This window comes from Niallia oryzisoli, from assembly GCF_043641075.1.
Lineage (GTDB): Bacteria > Bacillota > Bacilli > Bacillales > Cytobacillaceae > Bacillus_BD > Bacillus_BD oryzisoli_A.
In genome coordinates this window covers 48,252-69,319 of record NZ_JBHZRC010000018.1, presented here as the reverse complement: position 1 = coordinate 69,319, position 21,068 = coordinate 48,252, and the positions used below count along the sequence as shown (strand labels likewise).

General features: G+C 40.4%; 19 protein-coding genes. 10 read left to right on the top strand and 9 right to left on the bottom strand.

Annotation, left to right across the window (positions count from 1 at the left end; translation table 11 throughout):
• Nucleotides 1-138: 138 nt before the first annotated feature.
• The gene (locus ACHUFV_RS25555) at nucleotides 139-984 is read right to left on the bottom strand and encodes a DODA-type extradiol aromatic ring-opening family dioxygenase (RefSeq protein WP_394239201.1); all 846 of its coding nucleotides are present in this window, start codon (nucleotides 982-984) and stop codon (nucleotides 139-141) included.
• Nucleotides 985-1,370: 386 nt separating this feature from the next.
• On the opposite strand from ACHUFV_RS25555, the gene ACHUFV_RS25550 reads away from it, so the two are divergent.
• A complete protein-coding gene (locus ACHUFV_RS25550) occupies nucleotides 1,371-2,306 on the top strand; it encodes an AEC family transporter (protein ID WP_394239199.1) in 936 nt (311 codons plus the stop codon).
• A 205-nt stretch (nucleotides 2,307-2,511) separates the two neighbouring features.
• On the opposite strand, the gene ACHUFV_RS25545 is transcribed toward ACHUFV_RS25550, so the two are convergent.
• The 3 genes from ACHUFV_RS25545 to ACHUFV_RS25535 all read right to left on the bottom strand — a co-directional run bounded on the left by ACHUFV_RS25545 (nucleotide 2,512) and on the right by ACHUFV_RS25535 (nucleotide 5,980).
• Nucleotides 2,512-3,558: an acyltransferase family protein gene (locus ACHUFV_RS25545; protein ID WP_394239197.1), complete on the bottom strand. Its 1,047-nt coding sequence runs from the start codon at nucleotides 3,556-3,558 to the stop codon at nucleotides 2,512-2,514.
• A 276-nt stretch (nucleotides 3,559-3,834) separates the two neighbouring features.
• Nucleotides 3,835-5,268, bottom strand: a complete 1,434-nt coding sequence (locus ACHUFV_RS25540; RefSeq protein ID WP_394239195.1) for a DHA2 family efflux MFS transporter permease subunit — start codon at nucleotides 5,266-5,268, stop codon at nucleotides 3,835-3,837.
• Nucleotides 5,269-5,680: 412 nt separating this feature from the next.
• Nucleotides 5,681-5,980 carry a hypothetical protein gene (locus ACHUFV_RS25535; RefSeq protein WP_394239193.1) on the bottom strand — a complete coding sequence of 100 codons (300 nt, stop codon included), beginning with the start codon at nucleotides 5,978-5,980 and terminating at the stop codon, nucleotides 5,681-5,683.
• A 76-nt stretch (nucleotides 5,981-6,056) separates the two neighbouring features.
• Between ACHUFV_RS25535 and ACHUFV_RS25530 the strand changes: the two genes are divergently transcribed.
• The 4 genes from ACHUFV_RS25530 to ilvA all read left to right on the top strand — a co-directional run bounded on the left by ACHUFV_RS25530 (nucleotide 6,057) and on the right by ilvA (nucleotide 9,297).
• Nucleotides 6,057-6,605, top strand: a complete 549-nt coding sequence (locus ACHUFV_RS25530) for a phosphatase PAP2 family protein (protein ID WP_394239191.1) — start codon at nucleotides 6,057-6,059, stop codon at nucleotides 6,603-6,605.
• A gap of 47 nt (nucleotides 6,606-6,652) precedes the next feature.
• Complete coding sequence (locus ACHUFV_RS25525) at nucleotides 6,653-7,333, top strand: serine/threonine protein kinase (RefSeq protein ID WP_394239189.1); 681 nt, start codon at nucleotides 6,653-6,655, stop codon at nucleotides 7,331-7,333.
• Between the two features lie 146 nt (nucleotides 7,334-7,479).
• Nucleotides 7,480-7,902: a hypothetical protein gene (locus tag ACHUFV_RS25520; protein WP_394239186.1), complete on the top strand. Its 423-nt coding sequence runs from the start codon at nucleotides 7,480-7,482 to the stop codon at nucleotides 7,900-7,902.
• A gap of 183 nt (nucleotides 7,903-8,085) precedes the next feature.
• On the top strand, nucleotides 8,086-9,297 hold the full coding sequence (gene ilvA / locus ACHUFV_RS25515; protein ID WP_394239184.1) for a threonine ammonia-lyase: 1,212 nt from the start codon (nucleotides 8,086-8,088) through the stop codon (nucleotides 9,295-9,297).
• A gap of 141 nt (nucleotides 9,298-9,438) precedes the next feature.
• On the opposite strand, the gene ACHUFV_RS25510 is transcribed toward ilvA, so the two are convergent.
• Nucleotides 9,439-10,410: an MBL fold metallo-hydrolase gene (locus tag ACHUFV_RS25510; protein ID WP_394239182.1), complete on the bottom strand. Its 972-nt coding sequence runs from the start codon at nucleotides 10,408-10,410 to the stop codon at nucleotides 9,439-9,441.
• A gap of 232 nt (nucleotides 10,411-10,642) precedes the next feature.
• Between ACHUFV_RS25510 and ACHUFV_RS25505 the strand changes: the two genes are divergently transcribed.
• Complete coding sequence (locus ACHUFV_RS25505; protein WP_394239180.1) at nucleotides 10,643-11,110, top strand: GNAT family N-acetyltransferase; 468 nt, start codon at nucleotides 10,643-10,645, stop codon at nucleotides 11,108-11,110.
• Between the two features lie 142 nt (nucleotides 11,111-11,252).
• Nucleotides 11,253-11,936 (top strand): excalibur calcium-binding domain-containing protein, encoded by a 684-nt coding sequence (locus ACHUFV_RS25500; protein ID WP_394239178.1) that lies wholly within the window; start codon nucleotides 11,253-11,255, stop codon nucleotides 11,934-11,936.
• 1,070 nt (nucleotides 11,937-13,006) lie between these two features.
• Here the strand turns inward: ACHUFV_RS25500 and ACHUFV_RS25495 are convergent.
• Complete coding sequence (locus ACHUFV_RS25495; RefSeq protein WP_394239176.1) at nucleotides 13,007-14,617, bottom strand: alkaline phosphatase D family protein; 1,611 nt, start codon at nucleotides 14,615-14,617, stop codon at nucleotides 13,007-13,009.
• Nucleotides 14,618-14,949: 332 nt separating this feature from the next.
• Here ACHUFV_RS25495 and ACHUFV_RS25490 point away from each other — a divergent pair, with 332 nt between their 5' ends.
• The 3 genes from ACHUFV_RS25490 to ACHUFV_RS25480 all read left to right on the top strand — a co-directional run bounded on the left by ACHUFV_RS25490 (nucleotide 14,950) and on the right by ACHUFV_RS25480 (nucleotide 17,397).
• A complete protein-coding gene (locus tag ACHUFV_RS25490) occupies nucleotides 14,950-15,429 on the top strand; it encodes a hypothetical protein (RefSeq protein ID WP_394239174.1) in 480 nt (159 codons plus the stop codon).
• A 205-nt stretch (nucleotides 15,430-15,634) separates the two neighbouring features.
• Nucleotides 15,635-16,534 (top strand): permease, encoded by a 900-nt coding sequence (locus ACHUFV_RS25485; protein WP_394239172.1) that lies wholly within the window; start codon nucleotides 15,635-15,637, stop codon nucleotides 16,532-16,534.
• A 14-nt stretch (nucleotides 16,535-16,548) separates the two neighbouring features.
• Entirely contained in the window at nucleotides 16,549-17,397 is an 849-nt protein-coding gene (locus ACHUFV_RS25480) for a TIGR03943 family putative permease subunit (RefSeq protein WP_394239171.1), read from the top strand.
• Nucleotides 17,398-17,543: 146 nt separating this feature from the next.
• On the opposite strand, the gene fumC is transcribed toward ACHUFV_RS25480, so the two are convergent.
• The 3 genes from fumC to ACHUFV_RS25465 are packed head-to-tail and all read right to left on the bottom strand — an operon-like array spanning nucleotide 17,544 to nucleotide 20,868.
• Nucleotides 17,544-18,923: a class II fumarate hydratase gene (fumC, locus tag ACHUFV_RS25475; RefSeq protein ID WP_394239169.1), complete on the bottom strand. Its 1,380-nt coding sequence runs from the start codon at nucleotides 18,921-18,923 to the stop codon at nucleotides 17,544-17,546.
• Nucleotides 18,924-18,940: 17 nt separating this feature from the next.
• Entirely contained in the window at nucleotides 18,941-19,999 is a 1,059-nt protein-coding gene (locus tag ACHUFV_RS25470; RefSeq protein ID WP_394239167.1) for an LLM class flavin-dependent oxidoreductase, read from the bottom strand.
• A gap of 17 nt (nucleotides 20,000-20,016) precedes the next feature.
• Nucleotides 20,017-20,868, bottom strand: a complete 852-nt coding sequence (locus tag ACHUFV_RS25465; RefSeq protein WP_394239165.1) for a VOC family protein — start codon at nucleotides 20,866-20,868, stop codon at nucleotides 20,017-20,019.
• Nucleotides 20,869-21,068 lie beyond the last annotated feature (200 nt).

Here is a 21,068-nt window from a genome sequence, read left to right as displayed (position 1 = left end):
GGAAGGGCTATGCTTAAGGTCGGTCTCTTTTACCTAAAAAATGGTGTTTGACTTATTTGCCATTATACGCTGGCACCTCCCAATAAAAAAACCGCCTAAGAAAAACCGGACTCTTAGGCAGTTTTATAATACCGATAATTATGCAAATACTTCTTCTGCTACCTGTTCTATGCTGCTTACATTCTTTTTCGAAAACGTGATAACCGGATTCCAGCTGCCGGAGGATTGACCATCTCCATAGTAGGCAGCTTGGCATTCTTGATCGAGGATTCCCAACAGCATAGCTAAATGGCGGCCCCCTGATTCAACTTTTGCGGCACTTGCATATTGTGGAAGCATGTCATAGGCTGCTTGATACTCTTTATTCATCAGCAATTCTAGAAATCTTTTATCTATGGCATGCTCAGCAATGCTTGGTTTATTATGTCTTCCACGAACAAGGTTATGCGAGAAGGCACCGCTGGCCACAAATACACATTTTTTATCAGAAGCCCTTAAAACCTCAGCAATGGCCTGGCCCCATTTATACGTTTCTTCAATGCTGGCAGTTAACGTAACGCACATGTTAATAACTGGTATATTTTCATTCGGAACCAGGTGACGCAATGGGACCAACGTTCCGTAATCCCAAACATAAAGTGGATCATTTAATTCAATAACCGGAATTCCCGCGGCTTGTCCTGCTTGAACAAGCTGCTGACCTAGCGCTTCATCCCCTGGGTAATGGTACGGAACATCCTTGATGACTTCCGGAATTTCCATTGCTGTCAGGAACCCTTTATGAACTGGCGTGCAATCGACGTAATGATTAAAGGTTGATGGCCAGTGACAGGAAATTAACACAATCACATCAGGATTCACTTCTGCAATCTCTTCGGATACTACCTTCAATCCAGCCACCATTTCCTGTTGGAACTCTGGAACCTGATCCTTGTGGCAAATACTCGGTACATGTGGTGCAATCACACTTAATTCAATTGACATAGCTAACATTCCTCCCTAATGAATTCAATCCCCATTGAATTGGTAATAGTTATATTTGAAATTATCCCCATATTCCAAATATTCTCTTTAACATGGTCCTATGATAACGTTTTCTTTTCCCGTATACAAGATATTATTTCTCTTATGCGGAACAAAACTAGTTTTTTCGCTCCGCTTTATTTTTATAAAAAAATCAGTTGTCCGCGAAAAAATAAAACACAAAGTATTAACACATTTTTCAGAATTATGTTATTTTGTTTTATACAACTTGAAAGTTACTAGATTACTTGAAAGAGGGTAGATAGTTTTATTTCGCCATAATACTATACTTATATAATATAAATAGTTAAAAAATGACAGATTCGGAAAAAGGAGATTGAAGGGATATGGATTATACAATTTTAATTTTTACCATTCTAAAGTTAGCTGTGTTGATCGGAATTGGGATGTGGCTTGCCAATAAAATCGCTTTGACAAAGGATATAAAGGGATTCTTAATCTTTGTCATTATTAATATTGCACTGCCTGCCATTATTCTAAGCGGATTCTTTAAGGTCGACATTGATAATAACCTATTGCATCAAATTGTCATTATTTTTATTTTCTCGCTTTGCTTTAATATTTTGGCACTTCTTGCAGGCTGGGGATTCTCCAAATCAATTGGTTTAGGAGCACTAAAGGCTCGTGAAACGGCCTTTTTATCCACATTCGGCAACTCCGGGCCCATCGGGATTCCTTTGTGTGCCTCTTTGTTCGGAGCTAAAGGGGCTGTGTATGCAGCTGTTTTCGATGCGGGAATGTCATTATTGCTGTGGACGGTTGGTACGCTGTTTGTCCAAGGAAAAACTACCGTGACAGCAAAAACGTTCAAATCTATGATTTCTGCTCCAAATATTGCTGTAACCATTGGATTAATTTTTACCTTTTTCAAAATCGATCCGGGCTTTTTCGTTAAGGATATAACATCATCCGTGGGCGCAATGGCAAGTCCATTAGCCATGATTTACATAGGGATGCTAGTGATGACAATCATAAAAGAGAAACGAAAAGTCTCAGCAAAATTGGTGGCTATACCTGTTTCGTTTAAGTTAGTTATTTTTCCAGTAATCGGACTGTTAGCACTGACGCTATTACCCATCGCTGCAGACGTTGAACAGGTACTGCTCATTGAAATGGCCATGCCAGCCGTAACCGCAGCCTCTCTTATACTCGCCCTATACAATGCAGATGAAAATTACGGAGTCATGCATACATTAGTATCCAATTTAATTGTCCTTGTTTCACTGCCGGTGATTGTATTGCTTGGGGGAATGCTGTTATAAGGCCAGGGGGATGGGTTCCTCGGCTCGTCTTGGTGGAAACCACGATAAAGCCACGGGTACGGGTCCCTTGGCTCGTCTTGGATACAACCAGGCGTTATCTTGCAATAGCTTTTTCAAATAAATTCATTTGCTCTACTCCAATTACAACTGATTAATTTTTCCACGGACCAGAGGACCCGTCCCCCTGGACCGATTATGGCCCGTTTTAGACTTTGGGCCGCGTGATCTGTCTCCGTGTCAATCCTGACTTTCCCAATAGATACGGAAAGTCATTTTTAATAACATAGGCCACAGGTGCAATGACGATAATGGTTATGATTGTATAGATTGTTCCAAGAAATAGACCAATCACAACTGAGTCAGTATCCAATAACCTTTTAAATACCATATCTAATAGACTGAACACGATACTCTGATGTAGTGCGAGGTAAATGAGAGAGTTTTTACCTATATACTGAAAAACCACATTCGTTCCGAGCTTTTGCACTGCTATAAGGAAGGCAATAATACCTGAAAATGCTGATAGGACAAACAACAAATAGTTACCATATTGACTTTCATACATATCGACTCTTTCACCAGAAAGCTGATAATTGAAATATCCGGTCATCAAATTAAGCAGGCTTACTATCAGTAATACCTTTATAGTGACAAATCGACTTATTTGCTCCGTAAGTTCTTTATACATATAACCTACGCCGAAAAAAAGAACAGCTATACTAGCGGCATCGAAGTTCCATAGTAGTGGGGCTCCTGAGGACCTGCTATACAGATAACCAATAATTGATGAACTAATGATTGAAATAACAACGAAAAGGTTTCTTTTGAGCCCCGTTTTTATCAAATAAAACAAAAGCTCTGTTGTAAATAGACAGGTTAAGAACCAAAGCGCTCCAATATGAACCGTCAAGTCCGTATTTCTTTCCCCCATGATAGTCCCTATTAATGGTTTAAACAAACTGCCATTGTAATCGATGTCACCAATTCTATATCGAAATAGAAACCAAACATATACGATCACGGAAAAAGAAAAATAGGGGATGATCAGAGATTTAAATTTACTAGTAAAAAAATTTGAAAAACGTTGATACTTAGTTGGTGAAAACAAATAACCTGATAAGAAAAAAAATAAAGGCATATGAAAGGTATAAATAAAAGCCTTCAGCTGTGTCGGAATGTGATCATGTGCAAATATCACTAACACCATCCCAATTCCTTTCCCCATATCTAACCATTCCAATCTCCTCTTCACAATAATCCCCCTTAATGAGCAATTGGCAAATCCATAATTTTATTATTTCCTCTCCACTAGAAAATCTTGCTTCTTTTAAAACCAGTTTTCACAAGTAGCCACCTTCACTCTCTAATAAAATATTTCACACTAATATTTTCTCAATTCAAAAAGCCCAATCCGACTAATTATCGGATTGGGCTGACTTCACTTATTATCTCCGAGCCAACGGACCGTCCCCTTGTCCCCGACAGCGGCGGGCGCAAGTCAAGGAGACCGTAGACTCTCTTTTGAACATCAATGCGTCGAATTCATTGAAGTATGGGTTACGACAACACGACGGATAAAGAATGCGATGACTAGACCTATTAGCGTCACGGTCATTGCGAACAAGAACACGTGTTGTGAACCGAGTGTCATCGCGTTCGCCATCTCTATCTGCTTACTTGGAGCAGGAGAATTATGCAAATAATTCTCCATCCCGCTCGTTAGGATGATGATTGCAACCGCTGTGCCGATCGCGCCTGCGACCTGCTGCAGTGTGTTCATCACTGCTGTACCGTGTGGATATAGCTCCGGTGGCAGTTGGTTCAACCCGTTCGTCTGAGCAGGCATCCAAACCATAGAGATGCCAACCATTAGTCCAATATGCAATAGGACAATGAAAGCAATGGAAGACTCGAGCGAGATGTGGGAGAAAAACCATAACATGACCGCCACCACGACGAGACCTGGAATAACAAGCCACTTCGGCCCATACCTGTCGAACAAACGTCCCATGCGCGGCGACAGAATGCCGTTCAGCGCGCTGCCGGGCAACAGCATAAGTCCAGCGGCGAACGCAGACAGTCTCATACCGTTCTGAAGAAACATTGGAAGAATAATCATGCTCGACAAGATAATCATCATACAAGAAAGTACCATCAGCAGCCCCACATTGTACATTGGATACTTGAGGACACGCAGATCCATCATCGGTTCACGCATAAATATCTGTCGAAGTGCAAACAAAACAAGCGCAACGACTCCGATGACAATCGAAGTGACCACGACTGTGCTCGTGAAACTTTCCGCCCCTTCGCCAGCCTTGCTGAAACCGAAGACAACACCGCCAAAGCCAATCGTTGATAACACGACCGACAATAGATCAATGCGAGGCTTTGATATGTCGGTGACGTTCTCCAAATACTTAAGCCCTACTAACAAACCAAGTACTAAAAATGGCAGCGATAGCCAGAAAATGAAGTGCCATGATAAATATTCGATTAGAATACCTGCGACAGTCGGACCTGTTGCAGGTGCGAACATAATGACGAGTCCGACAAAGCCCATTGCCGCCCCGCGCTTTTCCGGTGGATAGACGACGAGGATCGTATTAAACATAAGCGGTAGCAACAGGCCCATGCCGGCTGCCTGTAGAACACGAGCGATCATAAGCATTTCGAAATTGAACGCAAGCGCAGCAATCAACGTACCGATGATCGAGCTTGTAAGTGAACCGATAAACAATTGCCTGGTTGTAAACCATTGTAGTAACAGCCCAGTTAACGGCATCAGAATACCGAGAGTAAGCAGGAACCCCGTAGTCAACCACTGAGCGGTTGCGGCTGAAATTTGGAACACGTCCATTAAATTACTGATTGCAATATTAAGTGCCGTCTCACTGAACATACCAACGAAACCGCAGATAAGTAAGGACGCCATAATAGCGCGAGTATTGTATTGCTTCATTCTTCATCCCATTCCCCTTTACTAAAAAAATGGTCCACGGGGACAGACAAAATCGTCCCATCAATGAACCTGGTAAATCACCCTATTAAATATTCCCGTTATCCCGGAAACTTGTCATAAGGTGAAATGATTCAGCGCGTTAGGTTTTAATAATATGTCATATCCTTCTCCTTTGTCTATTGATAGATGTTACTGTAATGAACATTTTCCAATTACTATAATTATTCCATGATTTCATGATTAGACTTTCTTATTTTCCCCGTCTTCTTACCATGCTCTTTTCAATGCATAATCCTTAGTGTCTCTTATTGTTATTTATTCCACTAATTTTCTTACCCCCTGTCCCACTATCCCATTTTGACTTTCAACTTTAATAACGTTATAATACTAGTAACCAAATGAACGTGATCCTCTAAAGGGGAGTAGCTTTTATAGCAAAGTCGTCATTACGGGATGGAAGTCCCCGGCTTTGTTGGCAATGTTTATTGCTAGCGAGACCTTTACCAGTGTAGATGGTAAAGGTCTTTTTCTTTTGCAGGCCTTTACTACCACTAGTAGTAAAGGCCTTTATTAATTTCAGGGAAGTAAGGTGATGATGATTGTTTCGAAAAATGACAGAGAATAACTCATTCCCTCCACCTGCTAGAGTGTGGGGAATGACTAGCTTGGTTTTTTCTAGTATTTGTTTATCCCTATTTATTGTTTTATCCATAACTCTAATTGAAAAGAAGCCATTCTTTTTTGATCAGACAGTTATTGAGGCCGTCAGAGCTTATTCTTCATCGGCAATGGACGGTTTCATGTTGTTTATGACTGAGCTGGGATCCTCCTTCATGCTTGGCCTTCTTCTCATCATTAGTATGATTCTGTTGGTAGCAAAACGTAAAAATCTCTATGGTATGCTATTTTACTTGATTACTGTAGCTGGAGGAGGTCTAGTAAATCTATTCTTAAAGAATTTTTTTGAAAGAGAACGCCCCGATGTCAATCGAATAGTTGAGGCGGCTGGCTATAGTTTTCCTAGCGGCCATTCTATGGGCAGCATGACTTATTACGGTTTTCTAGTCTATTTAGTTTTACGAAGTGAACGAAAGCCCCTATCAAAGGCAGGCTGGGGAATGTTCTTTTGTCTCGTTATTTTATTAATCGGGATCAGTCGCATTTACCTTGGAGTACATTATCCATCCGATGTACTGGCAGGCTATTTGGCCGGAGGGGCTTGGCTAGTTATTTGTATTAGTTTACTAGAGATCATGTACTTATATAGAGGACGAAAACATAAACTCACTACGAGTATTCAAAAGAAAACGGAGATATCTAAAGACCTTGGCCTTTAATTATGATAGAAATCTATAACAATAAACATTTTGAGGAGTGATGCATCATGCATGAGGATTGGCTGGCTGCAGATCATTTTTTATCAAACATTTCGATTACATCAAATCCAAACAACGAACCAGTATCGATCCATGGATCCTCCGATCGTTTAAGGTGTGTCGGTATAGGAACAGACGCAGCTGTATTTCAATCGATTGATGTTCCAGCCTATGCATTTAAAATATATGCAGATGATAGAATTGAGAAAATCCAAATAGAGAAGAAAGTCTATGAATTATTAGGGGATTCACCCTATTTTTCAACATGCTTCGGTTCTAAAGATCATTATCTTGTTCTGAATTTTGAAGAAGGAATCAATTTATATGATTGTTTAGTTCAAGGTATTCCTATTCCAAATCAGATGATTCAAGACATTGATGACGCAAGGGAGTATGCTCGACAAAAGGGATTAAACCCTCGTGACATCCATTTGAAAAATGTTTTACTGCAAAATGGCCGAGCAAAAATTATTGATGTGTCCGAATATCTGCAACCAGGAAATGATTACAGATGGGAGCATTTAAAAAACGGATATAATCGTTATTACCACCTAATTAAAGGTAAACCGATTCCGGTAAAATTAATCGAAAGCATTCGAAAAAGGTATAACCAGAGGAGTAATCATTCAGCAGCATTTGAGGAATTTATCGGCAATAACTACAAATTTCTTTCAGCGTTATGGAAATGAAAATACAGAAACAAATATAAAGGAACTACGCAGGGGTTGTTGGTGTTTAGACAGCCCTTTTCTTATATTCCCCCCACTTATAAATAGCATTAGCATTAGCATTTGCCCATTTTTTGCATACGTATATACAAATGGGGTGAAAAACATTGAATGTTCAGATCGAAAATAAAATCCAATCAAATGAAAGCAGTAATACGGATATTAAGGAATTGATTTTACAACTTGAAAAACAAGTTTCCATCACAATCTGGATACAAGCCATTGGTAAAATAATGGAGGTATTATTATTAACAAAAATTTATCTGCTAGATGAGGATGCCAAATCAGATCCCAATGAAAGACAAATAGTTGAAGGAGTTTGGATACAAACCATAGGACAACTTTTAGAAGGGATTGGTGTATCAAAGGAAGTCTTAGAAAATGAGGGACCGATCAAGCTGGAGGCAGCAACAATAGCCAATATCGGGGATTGGTTGCAAGGGATAGGTGCAATTTATGAAGCACACTCTGGGAAACAGCTCATTGCTGAAGATAGAGAAGGATTGATAACTCATCTTTTCGTCCCATAACAACTTATTAAAAGGGTATTTTACAGTCTGATTAATGCACAGTTCTAAAAAATAAATATCTTTAATCATAGCATATTTCCCTAGATCGTCTGCTGCTGCAGTTTTTTCTAAATCTAGACATAGTTAACCTCTTTGTCGTACATCCTAAAAATAAGGACACTGTATGGACTAAAGGAGGAGAACATGGTGAACCTCGATGATATTATCATTGCACGGGAGAAGTTGAAAGGAATTGTCTACACAACTCCCCTTGATTATTCCAAAACATTTAGTCAGCTTTCTCATAATGAAGTGTATTTAAAGCTGGAAAACCTACAAAAGACAGGTTCGTTCAAAGTAAGGGGCTCCTATAATAAGCTCATCTCCCTATCAAAGGTAGAGTTAAAAAAGGGAGTGATTGCTGCATCAGCAGGGAATCATGCTCAAGGGGTTGCGTATTCCAGCCAGATGCTTGATGTTCCCTGCACCATTGTGATGCCTAAAGGCGCACCACTCAGTAAGGTAGAGGCAACGAGGAACTATGGTGCAGAAGTCGTATTAGAGGGTACCGTATTTGATGATGCTCTCTCCCATGCGTTAAAGCTCAAGGAACAAATGGATGCCACCTTTATTCATGCCTTTGATGATGATGCGGTCATGACAGGACAAGGCACGGTCGGATTAGAGATTATTGAACAGCTCCCAGATGTCGAGGCCATTATTTGTCCTGTTGGCGGAGGCGGGCTGATCGCTGGTGTTGCGATGGCAGTAAAAGAGAAAAATCCTCATATTTCGGTCTATGGTGTTCAAACCTCTGCTTGTCCAAGCATGAAGCAGTCGTTACTAGAAAATAAACCGGTCACAGTGGCATCATCACCCACGATGGCTGACGGGATCGCCGTTAAAAAACCAGGGCTACGGACGTTCGATATCGTTCAAAAATACGTGGATGATATTTATTGTGTAGATGAAATGGAAATTGCCAGGACTATGCTAATGGTTTTAGAAAGAAATAAGCTGCTAGTGGAAGGCTCTGGCGCCTGTTCTCTCTCTGCCCTGCTTTATGATAAATTGAAGCTGAAAGAGAAAAAGGTCGTTGCCGTATTGAGCGGCGGAAACGTGGATATGAACTTTATCTCACGAATTATTGAACACGGCATGGTGGAGTCAGGAAGATATGTTACCTTTACAATTACTCTAAAGGATAAACCAGGTGAGCTTCAAAGAGTATTAAGCACCATCTCTGATCTTGATGCAAACATTCAATCCGTCAATCACAACCGGATCGGCAAAAATATTTATCCAGGCTATGCCCAGCTGGAAATCTCAGTTGAAACCAAAAATCACGAGCATATTGAACGGCTGCATAAAGTTATATCAGAGAAGCACTGTAATATTGAAATGAGCCGGTTTTGAGCCAGGGGCACGGGTCCCTTGGCACGGCTCGAATTGGGTTGAGCCAGGGGGACGGGTTCCTTGGTTCGAGCGGACTACGGGATTTGTCTAACTTCAATTATTAATCTTTCTGAGGCCAGTGGACCCGTCCCCGTGGTTCACTTAGTCAGCTAATCTGTAAACTCTTTTTCCATCTATGCATTCTGATCGCAGCTTCCCTATTGATTCTAAATAGATACATCTTATGATTGTGGACATGATTGGACCATAGGCTAGCTTGGTGTTGGCTTTACGGTAGATTTCTTGAGACATTTGGCCCGCTGTTTTTTCTTCGTCTTTTAAGGATGCTAGTATTTGCTCTATCCGATATTGATGGCCTGCTTTAATTTCCTCTATTCGCTTATTAACATTTTCAATTGGATGGCCATGTCCTGAAAGGGCTAGCTTAATCGAATATTCCTTTATTTTTTCCAAAGAATTATAATAACTCATTAAAGGATTCATATCGGACGATGACTCCAATAATATAACCGGAGATAATTGATCAATTACATGGTCACCTATCACCATAAGCTCTCGCTCATGATTATAAAAACAAAAATGGTCGGGAGAATGCCCCGGTGTCCAAATCGTTTCGTAAGCTTCATTTCCCAACTGAATATATTGGTTATCTGCCCATAAGCCATCTGGTTCAAATTCATACGCATACAACAGCTGTTCTTCCATAGCTATCTGATATTCTATGGATTCTTTAAATGATCTAAAACCATCATGCAGTTGAAATATGCTGACAATCCAATCGGTATAATCCCCTTTTCTCCTTTGTTTCATCTCCTCATAACCAGCGCTTGAAATATAAACCGGTATACGATGCTTTTCCTTAAACCATTTTGCAAGCCCTATATGGTCAATATGGAAATGGGTCAGCACTATTTTTTCGATGAAAATCCCTGAGGAAATTAAGTCCTCCCAAATTTCTATTCCTTCTTTTGTATAAAGCCCTGTATCGATGAGAGTAAAGCCATTTTCCCCTCGAATTAAATAACAATTAACCTGCTGCATCAACGGAACAGGAATCGATACTAAATAAATATCCTTTGCAATCTCTTCTAAAATTGGCGGTGATTTTTGCATTAAAAACATCCTTTTCTCGCTAATTCATACGCTACTATTGAAATCTCTATACTTAAAAAGCTTTTAAATGACCCTAAATAAATTTACTTATTTTGATTTTGTTTAATAAGACTTTTTCATAATAAAGTCTCTTTCAACTAAAAAAAACATTCTATCTTTACTATACTATAATTAGTAACAGAAACAGGAGAACCGTTTATTTTTTGTAACAGGTAAAATTAAGGAGAATGACATGATTATAAGACAAGCAACCATTGAGGAGATGCTAGCACTTTGGTTCAAATTCTATACTACTGAGTATTTTTCTGACCAAATTCAAAAGGGTAACGCAGAATTTTGGGCAATCGAACATCACGCCAGACTTATTGGGGAACTATACCTTTTCAAATGCCTGGATGATCACGATTTTGCGGATGGGAAGACAACTGCCTATCTTTATGGATTCCAAATAGAAGAAATCATGCGGGGAAAAGGACTCGGAACTATGCTGATGAACCGTTCGTTTGAAAGATTACGTGAGCTGAACTTCGAATATGTAACCATCGGCGTTGACCCTGATCATGCAGCGAATGCTCGATTGTATAGAAGAATGGGGTTTACTGAGGAAATTAAAATGGTACGTGAAAATCCCTGTGATGTGGATGAGAATTTCCAGCCAACGGTAGGTACGGAGTATTTGTTGCTGCGTAAAGCTTTGTAGGGGTACGGGGATGCTAATTCAAAAGAGCCACGGTACCCGTCCCTCTGGCTCATAAAATCTATTATTTTTTAAATATTCCTTTATTTCCATCCTACTATAGTAGTATATTTATGTTGGATATATTTAGTATAGGAGGATAAAAATGAGAAAAGTATTATTAGCATTCCTGGTCGTGTATGCATTTTCCGCTTATGGTTCTCCGAAAGCAGATGCATTTTCAGACAAGGACTGTGGAGATTTTTCAAGCAAACAAAGTTTAATGGATTTTTGGCACAATAATGGTTATAGCGCTACAAATGATCCTCACCGTCTTGATCGAGACAATGATGGGCTTCCTTGTGAAGTTTCATCTGGAGAGTACAGTTCCTATCTAGCAAATCAAAACCAATCTACGACTCCCGTAATTTCACAACCTACTTCCGGTTGGAAAAATTTAAACGGTACTTGGTATTACTATAGCAACGGAGCAGCAGTTAAAGGTTGGAAATCGATAGGCAGCGTATGGTACTTTTTTGACGGAAATGGAGCTATGAAGACTGGGTGGATTCACGACGGTGCCTGGTATTACTTAAATCCAGATGGGTCTATGGCCACGGGCTGGGTTTATGATGGATTGGCGTGGTATTATTTAACATCCAATGGTGCAATGGCTACTGGTTGGATTCACGATGGTATCGCATGGTATTATTTAACTCCTTCCATGGCTACCGGCTGGATTCATGACGGATTTGCTTGGTATTACATGACACCTTCTATGGCTACAAATACAGTTATTGAGGGTTATATCTTGGGTAGTGATGGTACGATTAAAGGATATCAGGGTTAACATACTTAATTAAAACGAAAGGGATAGATTATCTATCCTTTTTTAATTTCGAATTTATGGAATATGTATCCCAATTTAGTAGCGTAGGTGAAAAGGAGGAACTTCATAACTGCTTAGAATGGGGTCTTCTATTTGACAGAATTGTAGTTTTCCCTGCTTACTCTGTTAGGGAGAAGTCCCTCTATTGACAGAGTAATTGATTTTCCTGCTCTCTTTGTCAGAAGGTAGCCACTCTTGGGACAGAATGATTGCTTGTTCCTGCTCTCTCTGTCAGAAGAAGATCTCTCTTGCGACAGAATGCTTGTTTTTCCTGCTCTCTCTGTCAGAAGAAGACCTCTCTTGCGACAGAATGGTTGATTTTCCTGCTCTCTCTGTCAGAAGAAGACCTCTCTTGCGACAGAATGGTTGATTTTCCTGCTCTCTCTGTCAGAAGAAGACCTCTCTTGCGACAGAATGCTTGATTTTCCTGCTCTCTCTGTCAGAAGAAGATCTCTCTTGCGACAGAATGCTTGCTTGTTCTGGCTTACTCTGTCAGAAGAAGATCTCTCTTGCGACAGAATGCTTGATTTTCCTGCTCTCTCTGTCAGAAGAAGACCTCTCTTGCGACAGAATGCTTGTTTTTCCTGCTCTCTCTGTCAGAAGAAGACCTCTCTTGCGACAGAATGGTTGATTTTCCTGCTCTCTCTGTCAGAAGAAGACCTCTCTTGCGACAGAATGCTTGATTTTCCTGCTCTCTCTGTCAGAAGAAGATCTCTCTTGCGACAGAATGGTTGATTTTCCTGCTCTCTCTGTCAGAAGAAGACCTCCCTTGTGACAGAATGCTAGATTTCCTTCTCTCTCTGTCAGAAGGAAGCCACTCTTTTGACAGAGTTATAGAATTCCCTTTTTAAACTGCCAAAAGAAAACTGCTTTTTTAATAGAATTGCAACTTGCCATCTTTCTTCTTCAGTGTAAGACCCCACTTTTGACAAAGCTGCCTCATTCCCTTCCTTACTCTATCCGAACACCTTCCACTGCCACAAAAAATGGTAATGGACTTACCTACCCATTACCATTTTTTAATAAAACTCTTATAGAGGTATAGCCGCTAACTGCTTCAATACCGGTTTCCCGTCTTCCACAACAAAGGATGCACGTGTGCTGACAGGGGCACCTGGTCTTGTTACGTATGGGATGACTTGATAATCGGTCTGCCATGTACTTTGAGTCAGTTTACAACGCACATAGCCGCGATAGTTATTGAAGAACTTAATATGCGGATTTTCCTTTAAGTATTGCGCTGTATTGTTATTCACATCAGACCCGTCACCATTGGACGTAATAGACGTTCCAACAAACTCTACTGCCACGTTTTTCGAATTAGCGTCATGGAAATCCACCTTGACTTCATTGGCCCAGCTGGTATGTACATCACCAGTAAGAACAACGGTATTCTTAATGTCTTTTTCCGCTAAAAAGTTTACAATTCGTTGGCGTGCGGCTGGATATCCATCCCAAGCATCCATACTTACATATTCCTCGCCAGGATCAAAGTCACCATCACGATGAGCAAAAAATACTTGTTGAGCCAATACTTTCCACTTAACTTTGGATGATGCTAATCCATCTAGCAGCCAGCGTTCCTGCTGCTCACCTAGAAGTGTGCGGGCTGGATCCTCTGACTCAGGTGTTGGAACCTTCCAGCCATCCCCATTTGCTTGATCGTCTCTGTACTGACGTGTGTCCAGTACATTGAATTCTACTAAATTACCAAAAGCTAAACGACGGTACAATTGCATATCGCTTCCGTTTGGTAGAGTGGTACGACGAAGTGGCATATGCTCATAATAGGCTTGGTAAGCAACCCCTCTTCGCTGCATAAAATCCTCCTTCGACTGTTTTTGCGGATCCTGCGGAATATCATTGGCGTAGTTATTGTCCACTTCATGGTCATCAAACGTCACAATCCATGGGAAATTGGCATGCGCTGCCTGCAGGTCACTGTCTAATTTATAAAGAGCATAACGGTTGCGATAATCGTCAAGTGTATAGATTTCCGGAGCCGAATAATCCGTTGGCCGAACCTTGGTGCTGTGACTTCCTTCATAAATATAATCACCAAGATGAATAACCAAATCCAGATCATCCTTCGCCAAGTGTTGATAGGCTGTGAAGTAGCCTGTTGGCCAGTTTTGACAGGAAACAAAGGCAAAGTTTAGATGATCTACAGAACTGTTATAGGCAGGAGCTGTCTTTGTTCTTCCTGTTGGGCTTATGTGATCGTGTGCCTTGAAACGGTAAAAATACCATGTAGAGTGATCCAACCCTTCAACTTCTACATGGACGGAGTGACCGAGCTGCGGTTTGGAAAGCTCATTTCCTCTCTTTACGACATTTTTAAAAGTGGCATCAAGAGAAACCTCCCATTGTACTGGAACCGGATGGTTGTCCATACCGCCTCCGTTCAATGGATCCGGAGCAAGGCGAGTCCATAAAACCACTCCATCCGGAAGCGGGTCTCCTGAAGCGATCCCCAAAGTAAATGGATATTGTAGTTTGTTAGAATTGCTGGCATTACCATTTTCGGCTGCTGATGCATAGTTAAAAGGGATGGAGCTAGCAATGGTAGCTCCAAGGGCAATCCCAACCCCTTTACCTGTGTTTTTTAAAAAACTTCTACGTTTGTTGTCAAAATCCTTCATTTTTCATCCTCCTCATCATATAAAACAAGTGTAGGATTTAATTATTTAGAAAATTTATATACAAGGTAAAGGTATAGTAAATCGTGGAAAATGATAGATTTGGAGGAATCAATAGGATTGATTTTTGATGAAAAAGTTACAGGCGAGAATCGATAGTTTGCCAATAATTAGTACAAAGGATTGAATTTAAAACTAATGCAAGACCTTAAGAAGATTCATAATAATTTACCTTTTATATAATTTCCACCCTCCTAATAAATGGTAAAATCAAGGAAGATATATAATCAATGTTATATAGATGGTTAGACGTCAATCTTATCAGGAGGAATTATATGTTAGGTCATTTAGGATTTTCATATGTAGGTCTGATATATTTATTGATGTTGTGGATTCCAAATAGCATCTGGAGCAGGAATAAGCCAGTAGATTATAACAGCACCCATGAAGACAAAATATTATTAGTATTGGAACGTGTTGGGCAAGTATGCTGCACGGCTAGCATACTGATTTTTAACGATTTTAACATTGCTCCGTTTTCAGTATGGAGTTTGTGGTTAATTGCATCATTTTTATTGATGATTCTTTATGAGTTATGGTGGATTAGATACTTTAGTAATGAACATACTGAGGAAAATTTTTATCGTAGTTTTTGTGGAGTTCCTTGGCCGGGTGCAAGTTTGCCTGTTACGGCTTTTCTCCTATTAGGCATTTATGGAAAGGTTATTTGGCTGATTGTGTCTGCTATTATACTTGGTATAGGACATATAGGAATACACATTCAGCATTTGAAGGAGATAAAGGTGATAGACTGAGCGTGCCTGGCACCAGTCCAAAAGGAGAGCAGACTGCTCTCCTTCCCTTTTATTAACTTATCTATTTCAATTATACTTCCTTGGAAATCTTGTGAGACGAGATTTTTGGGGAGTGATTGCCCCACAGGAAAAAACAAGAAATTGACTTTCGTTATGGACAGGACTATCATAATTAAGCATTTACTTCGCCTTTTTTTGGGGGTGTATGGTGATAAGTTATCAGTCACTGTTACAGTTGAATACCATTTTTATTAGTATATTCATAGAGTCCTTTCCTTTTATTTTACTAGGGGTGCTTATATCAGGGATTATTCAAATGTTTGTGTCAGAGGAAATGATTGCAAAGGTCCTTCCGAAGAACCGCTTTCTGTCTGTTCTGTTTTCAATTGGGTTAGGGATTTTATTTCTTGCCTGTGAATGTGGGATCGTTCCCATTACGCGGCGATTAATTGCCAAGGGAGTTCCGCTTCCATCTGCTATCGCTTTTATGCTCTCAAGTCCAATTTTAAATCCAATTGTTCTTTTCTCTACTTACATTGCTTTCGGGAACAGCTGGAAGATGGTGATTTATCGGGGAGGAGTCGCGCTACTTGTTGTGTTAATTGTGTCCTATCTCATTTCACTGCAATTCAAAACTTCGCAGTTAAAAGAGGAGAATGATTCACACACACATCATCATTCACATGCACATCATGAACATACATTTAAAGAAAAATTAGTAGAGATGTTCAAGCATTCGATTGATGAACTTTTTTCAGTAGGAAAATTATTAATCATTGGTTCCTTACTTGCTGCAGGTATTCAAACCTATTTAAATACGTCTCTATTATATAATGTCGGCCAAGGTAAAGTATCAGGGAACCTAATTATGATGGGTTTATCCTATGTGATGTCCCTATGCTCGCAGGCAGATGCTTTTGTCGCCAGTTCCTTCCGAAGCACGTTTCATGCTTCGTCCCTCGTCTCCTTTCTCGTGTTTGGAGCCATGCTTGATATCAAAAATACGATCATGCTATTAGGTACATTTAAAGCAAAATTTGTTTTCTATTTAGTCATCTATATTTTTCTATCCGTACTAGGCATGACTTTATTACTCACATTTTAAAGAGGGTGTATGACATGCGTTTATTTATATTAATAGGAATTAATTTTTTATTTATGCATTTACATGCCTCTGGTAATATATCGAAATATATTAATATGAAATATTCTTATGTATCAAAAATGGCGATGATCATTCTTACCATTTTTACCATTATGGAATTCTATATTTATTTAAAAGAGGATCCTGAAAACGAGGATCATGATCATCATGACGACTGTCATTGCGGCCACGATCACTCCAATGAAAACAAAGGCTGGAGGAAATCTGTGATGTACCTTCTCCTTCTATTTCCCGTTTTCACAGGAATCTTTCTTCCCGTGGCAACAATGGATTCAAGTATTGTTGATAAAAAAGGCTTTAACTTTTCCGTCTATGATGATTCAGATCCATATAGTTCGCACCAATTCCTGCAGCCTGATACAAGTCTTTATTATGGAAAAGATCAGTATCTAACCTTAATGGAAAAAGCAAGAGATCAATTATTGCATACAAACGGTCTTACCTTAAACGACAGTAACTATCTGAAGGATTTGGAGACCATTTATTCTTATCCGGGGGAATTTACTGGGAAGCAAATGACGTTAACCGGATTTTCCTATCAAAACTCAGAGGGCTTGGATCCGAACCAAGTATTTCTCTTTCGTTTTGGGATTATTCACTGTGTATCCGATTCTGGGGTATTTGGAATATTAGTGGATATGCCAAAGGGCATTCATCCTCAAAATGATGAATGGTACACAGTTACCGGCGAGCTGGAAACGATCTATTATCAGCCTTTCAAGAAAACGATCCCTGTTTTAAAGGTTTCTTCTTATACGAAGATTGAGCAGCCAGAAGAACCATACGTGTATAGAAAATATTAAGGATACTTATAATTGAATCCAGTAATAACGGACGGAGTGCTTACACGCTCGGTCTTTTTTTATATGATATTGCAGCTGGATGAGACATAGGGACAGTCACTTGACCTAGTTTTTACATAACTAGAGTGAGTCCTGTCCCCATGTACTTAAACCATATTCTCTGGTTTAACCCATTCGTCAAATTGTTCCGCTGAAACATAGCCTGTTTTAATCGCCGCTTCCTTTAAGCTGCTATTTTCTTTGAAGGCAAGCTTAGCGATTTCTGCTGCCTTTTCGTATCCAATATGAGGGTTCAGGGCAGTAACTAACATAAGGGAATGTTCGACGTGCTTTTTGATGACTTCTATGTTTGCTTCTATTCCTACAGCACAGTTTTGATTAAAGGAAATGATACCGTCTGATAGTAATTGGATGGATTGAATCAGATTATAAATAATAACAGGCTTAAACACGTTTAACTCAAAATTCCCCTGGCTCGCCGCAAATCCGATGGTGGCATCATTTCCGAAGACCTGACAGACTACCATGGTCAGAGCTTCACTTTGTGTTGGATTGACCTTCCCAGGCATGATGGAGCTTCCTGGCTCATTGGCAGGAATGGTGATCTCACCGATGCCGCTTCTTGGACCGCTTGCCAGCCATCGGACATCATTCGCAATCTTCATTAAATCAGCGGCCAAAGCTTTTAACGCTCCATGAACAAGAACGATTTCATCATGACTTGTTAAAGCGTGAAATTTATTCTCAGAAGAGCGGAATGGATACCCGGTTTGTTGAGAAAGCTGCTCCGCTGTTTTTGCGCCAAATTGGGGATCGGCATTGATTCCTGTACCGACTGCGGTCCCGCCAATCGCTAAATCAAGCAAATTGTTTGCTGCATCCTGTATCATTTTTTCATTTTTCTCCAGCATATATCTCCATCCGCTGATTTCCTGCCCGAGTGTCAATGGAGTTGCATCCTGTAAATGAGTTCTTCCAATTTTGACGATGTTTGAAAAAGCTTTCTCCTTTTCATACAAAGTACTTTTTAATTCATGCATAGCTGGAATAAGGATTTCGATCATTTTCACGTATGCCGCAACATGCATAGCCGTTGGAAACGTGTCATTCGAGCTTTGCGACATATTGACATCATCATTTGGATGTATCTTCTCTGTGCTGCCAGTTGACTTGAGCCATTCATTTGCACGATTGGCAATTACCTCATTCACATTCATATTCGTTTGGGTCCCGCTGCCAGTTTGCCAGATCACTAATGGAAAATGCTCATCATATTGACCCGCTAAAATTTCATCACATACTTTTTGGATTACCTTACTTTTGGTTTCGCTTATCTTCTTTAACTCCAAGTTAACAGCTGCGGCAGCTTTCTTGATTCGCGTCAGCCCATATACGACTTCCAAAGGAATGGTTTCGCTGCCAATCTTGAAGTTTTCCTTGCTCCGCTGCGTCTGTGCTCCCCAAAACTTATCGGCAGGTACACGAACCTCACCAAGCGTATCCTTTTCTATTCGATAATTTTCCATTTTGTCACACCTCGGATTTATTTTATGGCTTTTCTAATTTTAGGGGCTATTTCTGTTGCTAATAATTCAATGTTTTTCACTACTTTACTAAATGGTAATCCTCCAATATCTACTTGGGCAAGAAAGCGCGAATGACCAAATAATTCGTGTTGTTGAAGAACTTTTTCAACAATTTGTTCCGGGCTTCCAACAAACAATGCCGTATCCGGAGCAGCCATCTGTTCAAATTCTGCCCTGGACATTTTCGTTCCAAATCCTCGCTGACGATTTACGTAGTACCAATAATTTGAGTAATATGGATAAAACTCGTCCTTTGCTTGCTGAGTCGTCTCAGCGATATAGGCATGTCCTGTCACACCTATTTTCAATGCTTCTGGTGAATGGCCTGCTTCCCTTCCTGCTTGACGGTAAAGGTCAACAAGCGGTTTAAAACGTCTTGGATTTCCACCCAAAATAGCTAGCGCCATTCCAACCCCAAATCGACCCGCACGTACTGCACTCTCAGGTGTACCACCAACACCAATCCAAATCGGGATTTGATCATGGAGGGGCCTTGGAGAAATCTCAGCATTATTTAGTGGCGGACGAAATTCCCCTGACCAAGTGAGCCTCTCATTTTTATTCAGCTGTAAAAGCAAATCCATATGTTCTGTAAAAAGCTCATCATAATCATTTGTGCTGTATCCGAAAAGCGGGAAGGATTCGATAAATGCCCCCCGGCCCGCTAAAATTTCTGCACGTCCATTTGAAACCAGATCTAACGTTGCAAAATCTTCAAATAGACGAACAGGATCAAGTGTACTTAACACACTTGTCGTACTGGTTAATTTCATGCGATTAGTCGCATACGCAATTGCCGCCAGCACGACCGCGGGGGATGAAACGGCATAATCGAGTCGATGATGTTCCCCTATCCCAAAAACATCTAGTCCAAGCTCATCAGCAAGCTGCGCAGCATCGATGATTTCTTCTACTCTTTGCTTGGCACTAACTGTATGACCAGTAAGGGGATCTGGTCCAATATCAGCGAGTGTGTAAACTCCGATTTCAAAGCCACTGCTATTACCTTGTTTCAAAATGATTTCCTCCCAACTTAAACAGCTAACTCGATCGTGTTTCCGGAAGGATCATGGGTGATGAATGTATGATTCTCTTCCGTAACCGCAGCCCCAACCTTTTTCAAGGTGTCGATCGCATCTTGGCGCGCCTCTTCATTTGCAAAAATAAGTGTAAAGGATTTAAGTCCTACACTATTATCAGGTGGGATTGGCACTCCGACACCATTCCATATATTAACGGCAACATGATGGTGGTACTTTTCATTGGAAAAGAACAGCGCCTGACCAGCATATCGATTCACTACAGCAAAGCCTAGACCCTTCACATATAATTCTTCAGCCTTTTCTAAATCTGCAACATGTAAATGGATATGCCCCATTACCGTTCCCTCTGGCATTCCTCTCCAAGACTTACCTGCCACTTGACTCGTTAGCAGATTCTCAATATTAAGTGGAATTGTTGTCATCTCTACTTCATTCCCTACCCAGCTCCATCCAGAAGGATCCCGGTCTGCATACACTTCAATCCCGTTTCCATCAGGATCATATAAATACAAGGCCTCACTTACTAGATGATCTGAAGCAGCGAACCGGATTCCATTTTCTCTAAAATGAACCACAAGATTAGCCAAATCAGATCTTTCCGGTAAAAGAATAGCAAAATGATACAAACCTGATGTTCCTCTTTGTTTTGGTACGACATTTTCAGGTTGCTCTAGTGACAGAATACTTATTTTCCCATCAGCTGTAAGCTTTGCTGAAGACGTTGTTTGTTCTAAAACATGGAAACCAAGCACCTCTTCATAAAACTTTATTGAGCGTTCTAACTTTTCCACCTTAATCTTTACATGCCCGACAAATGTAGTTGGTTTAGTATGAAACCCCATGATCATCCTCCTAAAACTCATTCTCCTATGATGATATGATTTCCAATCTAAGGAATTTCATGATTTATGAGTCAAGGGGGACGTGAACCATTGGCTTAGAATAACCTTGATTCCCTTTTGCCTTTTGAATACAGCTCCACGGGCATCAGATGGGCCGCTTGATTCCCTTTTGCCTTTTGAATTCAGCTCCACGGGCATCA

Excerpts from the sequence above, each read along its gene's own strand:
- ACHUFV_RS25555 (WP_394239201.1), bottom strand. The coding sequence starts at position 984 with ATGTCAATTGAATTAAGTGTGATTGCACCACATGTACCGAGTATTTGC.
- ACHUFV_RS25550 (WP_394239199.1), top strand. The coding sequence starts at position 1,371 with ATGGATTATACAATTTTAATTTTTACCATTCTAAAGTTAGCTGTGTTG.
- ACHUFV_RS25540 (WP_394239195.1), bottom strand. The coding sequence starts at position 5,268 with ATGAAGCAATACAATACTCGCGCTATTATGGCGTCCTTACTTATCTGC.
- ACHUFV_RS25535 (WP_394239193.1), bottom strand. The coding sequence starts at position 5,980 with ATGGATAAAACAATAAATAGGGATAAACAAATACTAGAAAAAACCAAG.
- ACHUFV_RS25530 (WP_394239191.1), top strand. The coding sequence starts at position 6,057 with ATGGACGGTTTCATGTTGTTTATGACTGAGCTGGGATCCTCCTTCATG.
- ACHUFV_RS25525 (WP_394239189.1), top strand. The coding sequence starts at position 6,653 with ATGCATGAGGATTGGCTGGCTGCAGATCATTTTTTATCAAACATTTCG.
- ilvA (WP_394239184.1), top strand. The coding sequence starts at position 8,086 with ATGGTGAACCTCGATGATATTATCATTGCACGGGAGAAGTTGAAAGGA.
- ACHUFV_RS25510 (WP_394239182.1), bottom strand. The coding sequence starts at position 10,410 with ATGCAAAAATCACCGCCAATTTTAGAAGAGATTGCAAAGGATATTTAT.
- ACHUFV_RS25505 (WP_394239180.1), top strand. The coding sequence starts at position 10,643 with ATGATTATAAGACAAGCAACCATTGAGGAGATGCTAGCACTTTGGTTC.
- ACHUFV_RS25500 (WP_394239178.1), top strand. The coding sequence starts at position 11,253 with ATGAGAAAAGTATTATTAGCATTCCTGGTCGTGTATGCATTTTCCGCT.
- ACHUFV_RS25495 (WP_394239176.1), bottom strand. The coding sequence starts at position 14,617 with ATGAAGGATTTTGACAACAAACGTAGAAGTTTTTTAAAAAACACAGGT.
- ACHUFV_RS25490 (WP_394239174.1), top strand. The coding sequence starts at position 14,950 with ATGTTAGGTCATTTAGGATTTTCATATGTAGGTCTGATATATTTATTG.
- ACHUFV_RS25485 (WP_394239172.1), top strand. The coding sequence starts at position 15,635 with ATGGTGATAAGTTATCAGTCACTGTTACAGTTGAATACCATTTTTATT.
- ACHUFV_RS25480 (WP_394239171.1), top strand. The coding sequence starts at position 16,549 with ATGCGTTTATTTATATTAATAGGAATTAATTTTTTATTTATGCATTTA.
- fumC (WP_394239169.1), bottom strand. The coding sequence starts at position 18,923 with ATGGAAAATTATCGAATAGAAAAGGATACGCTTGGTGAGGTTCGTGTA.
- ACHUFV_RS25465 (WP_394239165.1), bottom strand. The coding sequence starts at position 20,868 with ATGGGGTTTCATACTAAACCAACTACATTTGTCGGGCATGTAAAGATT.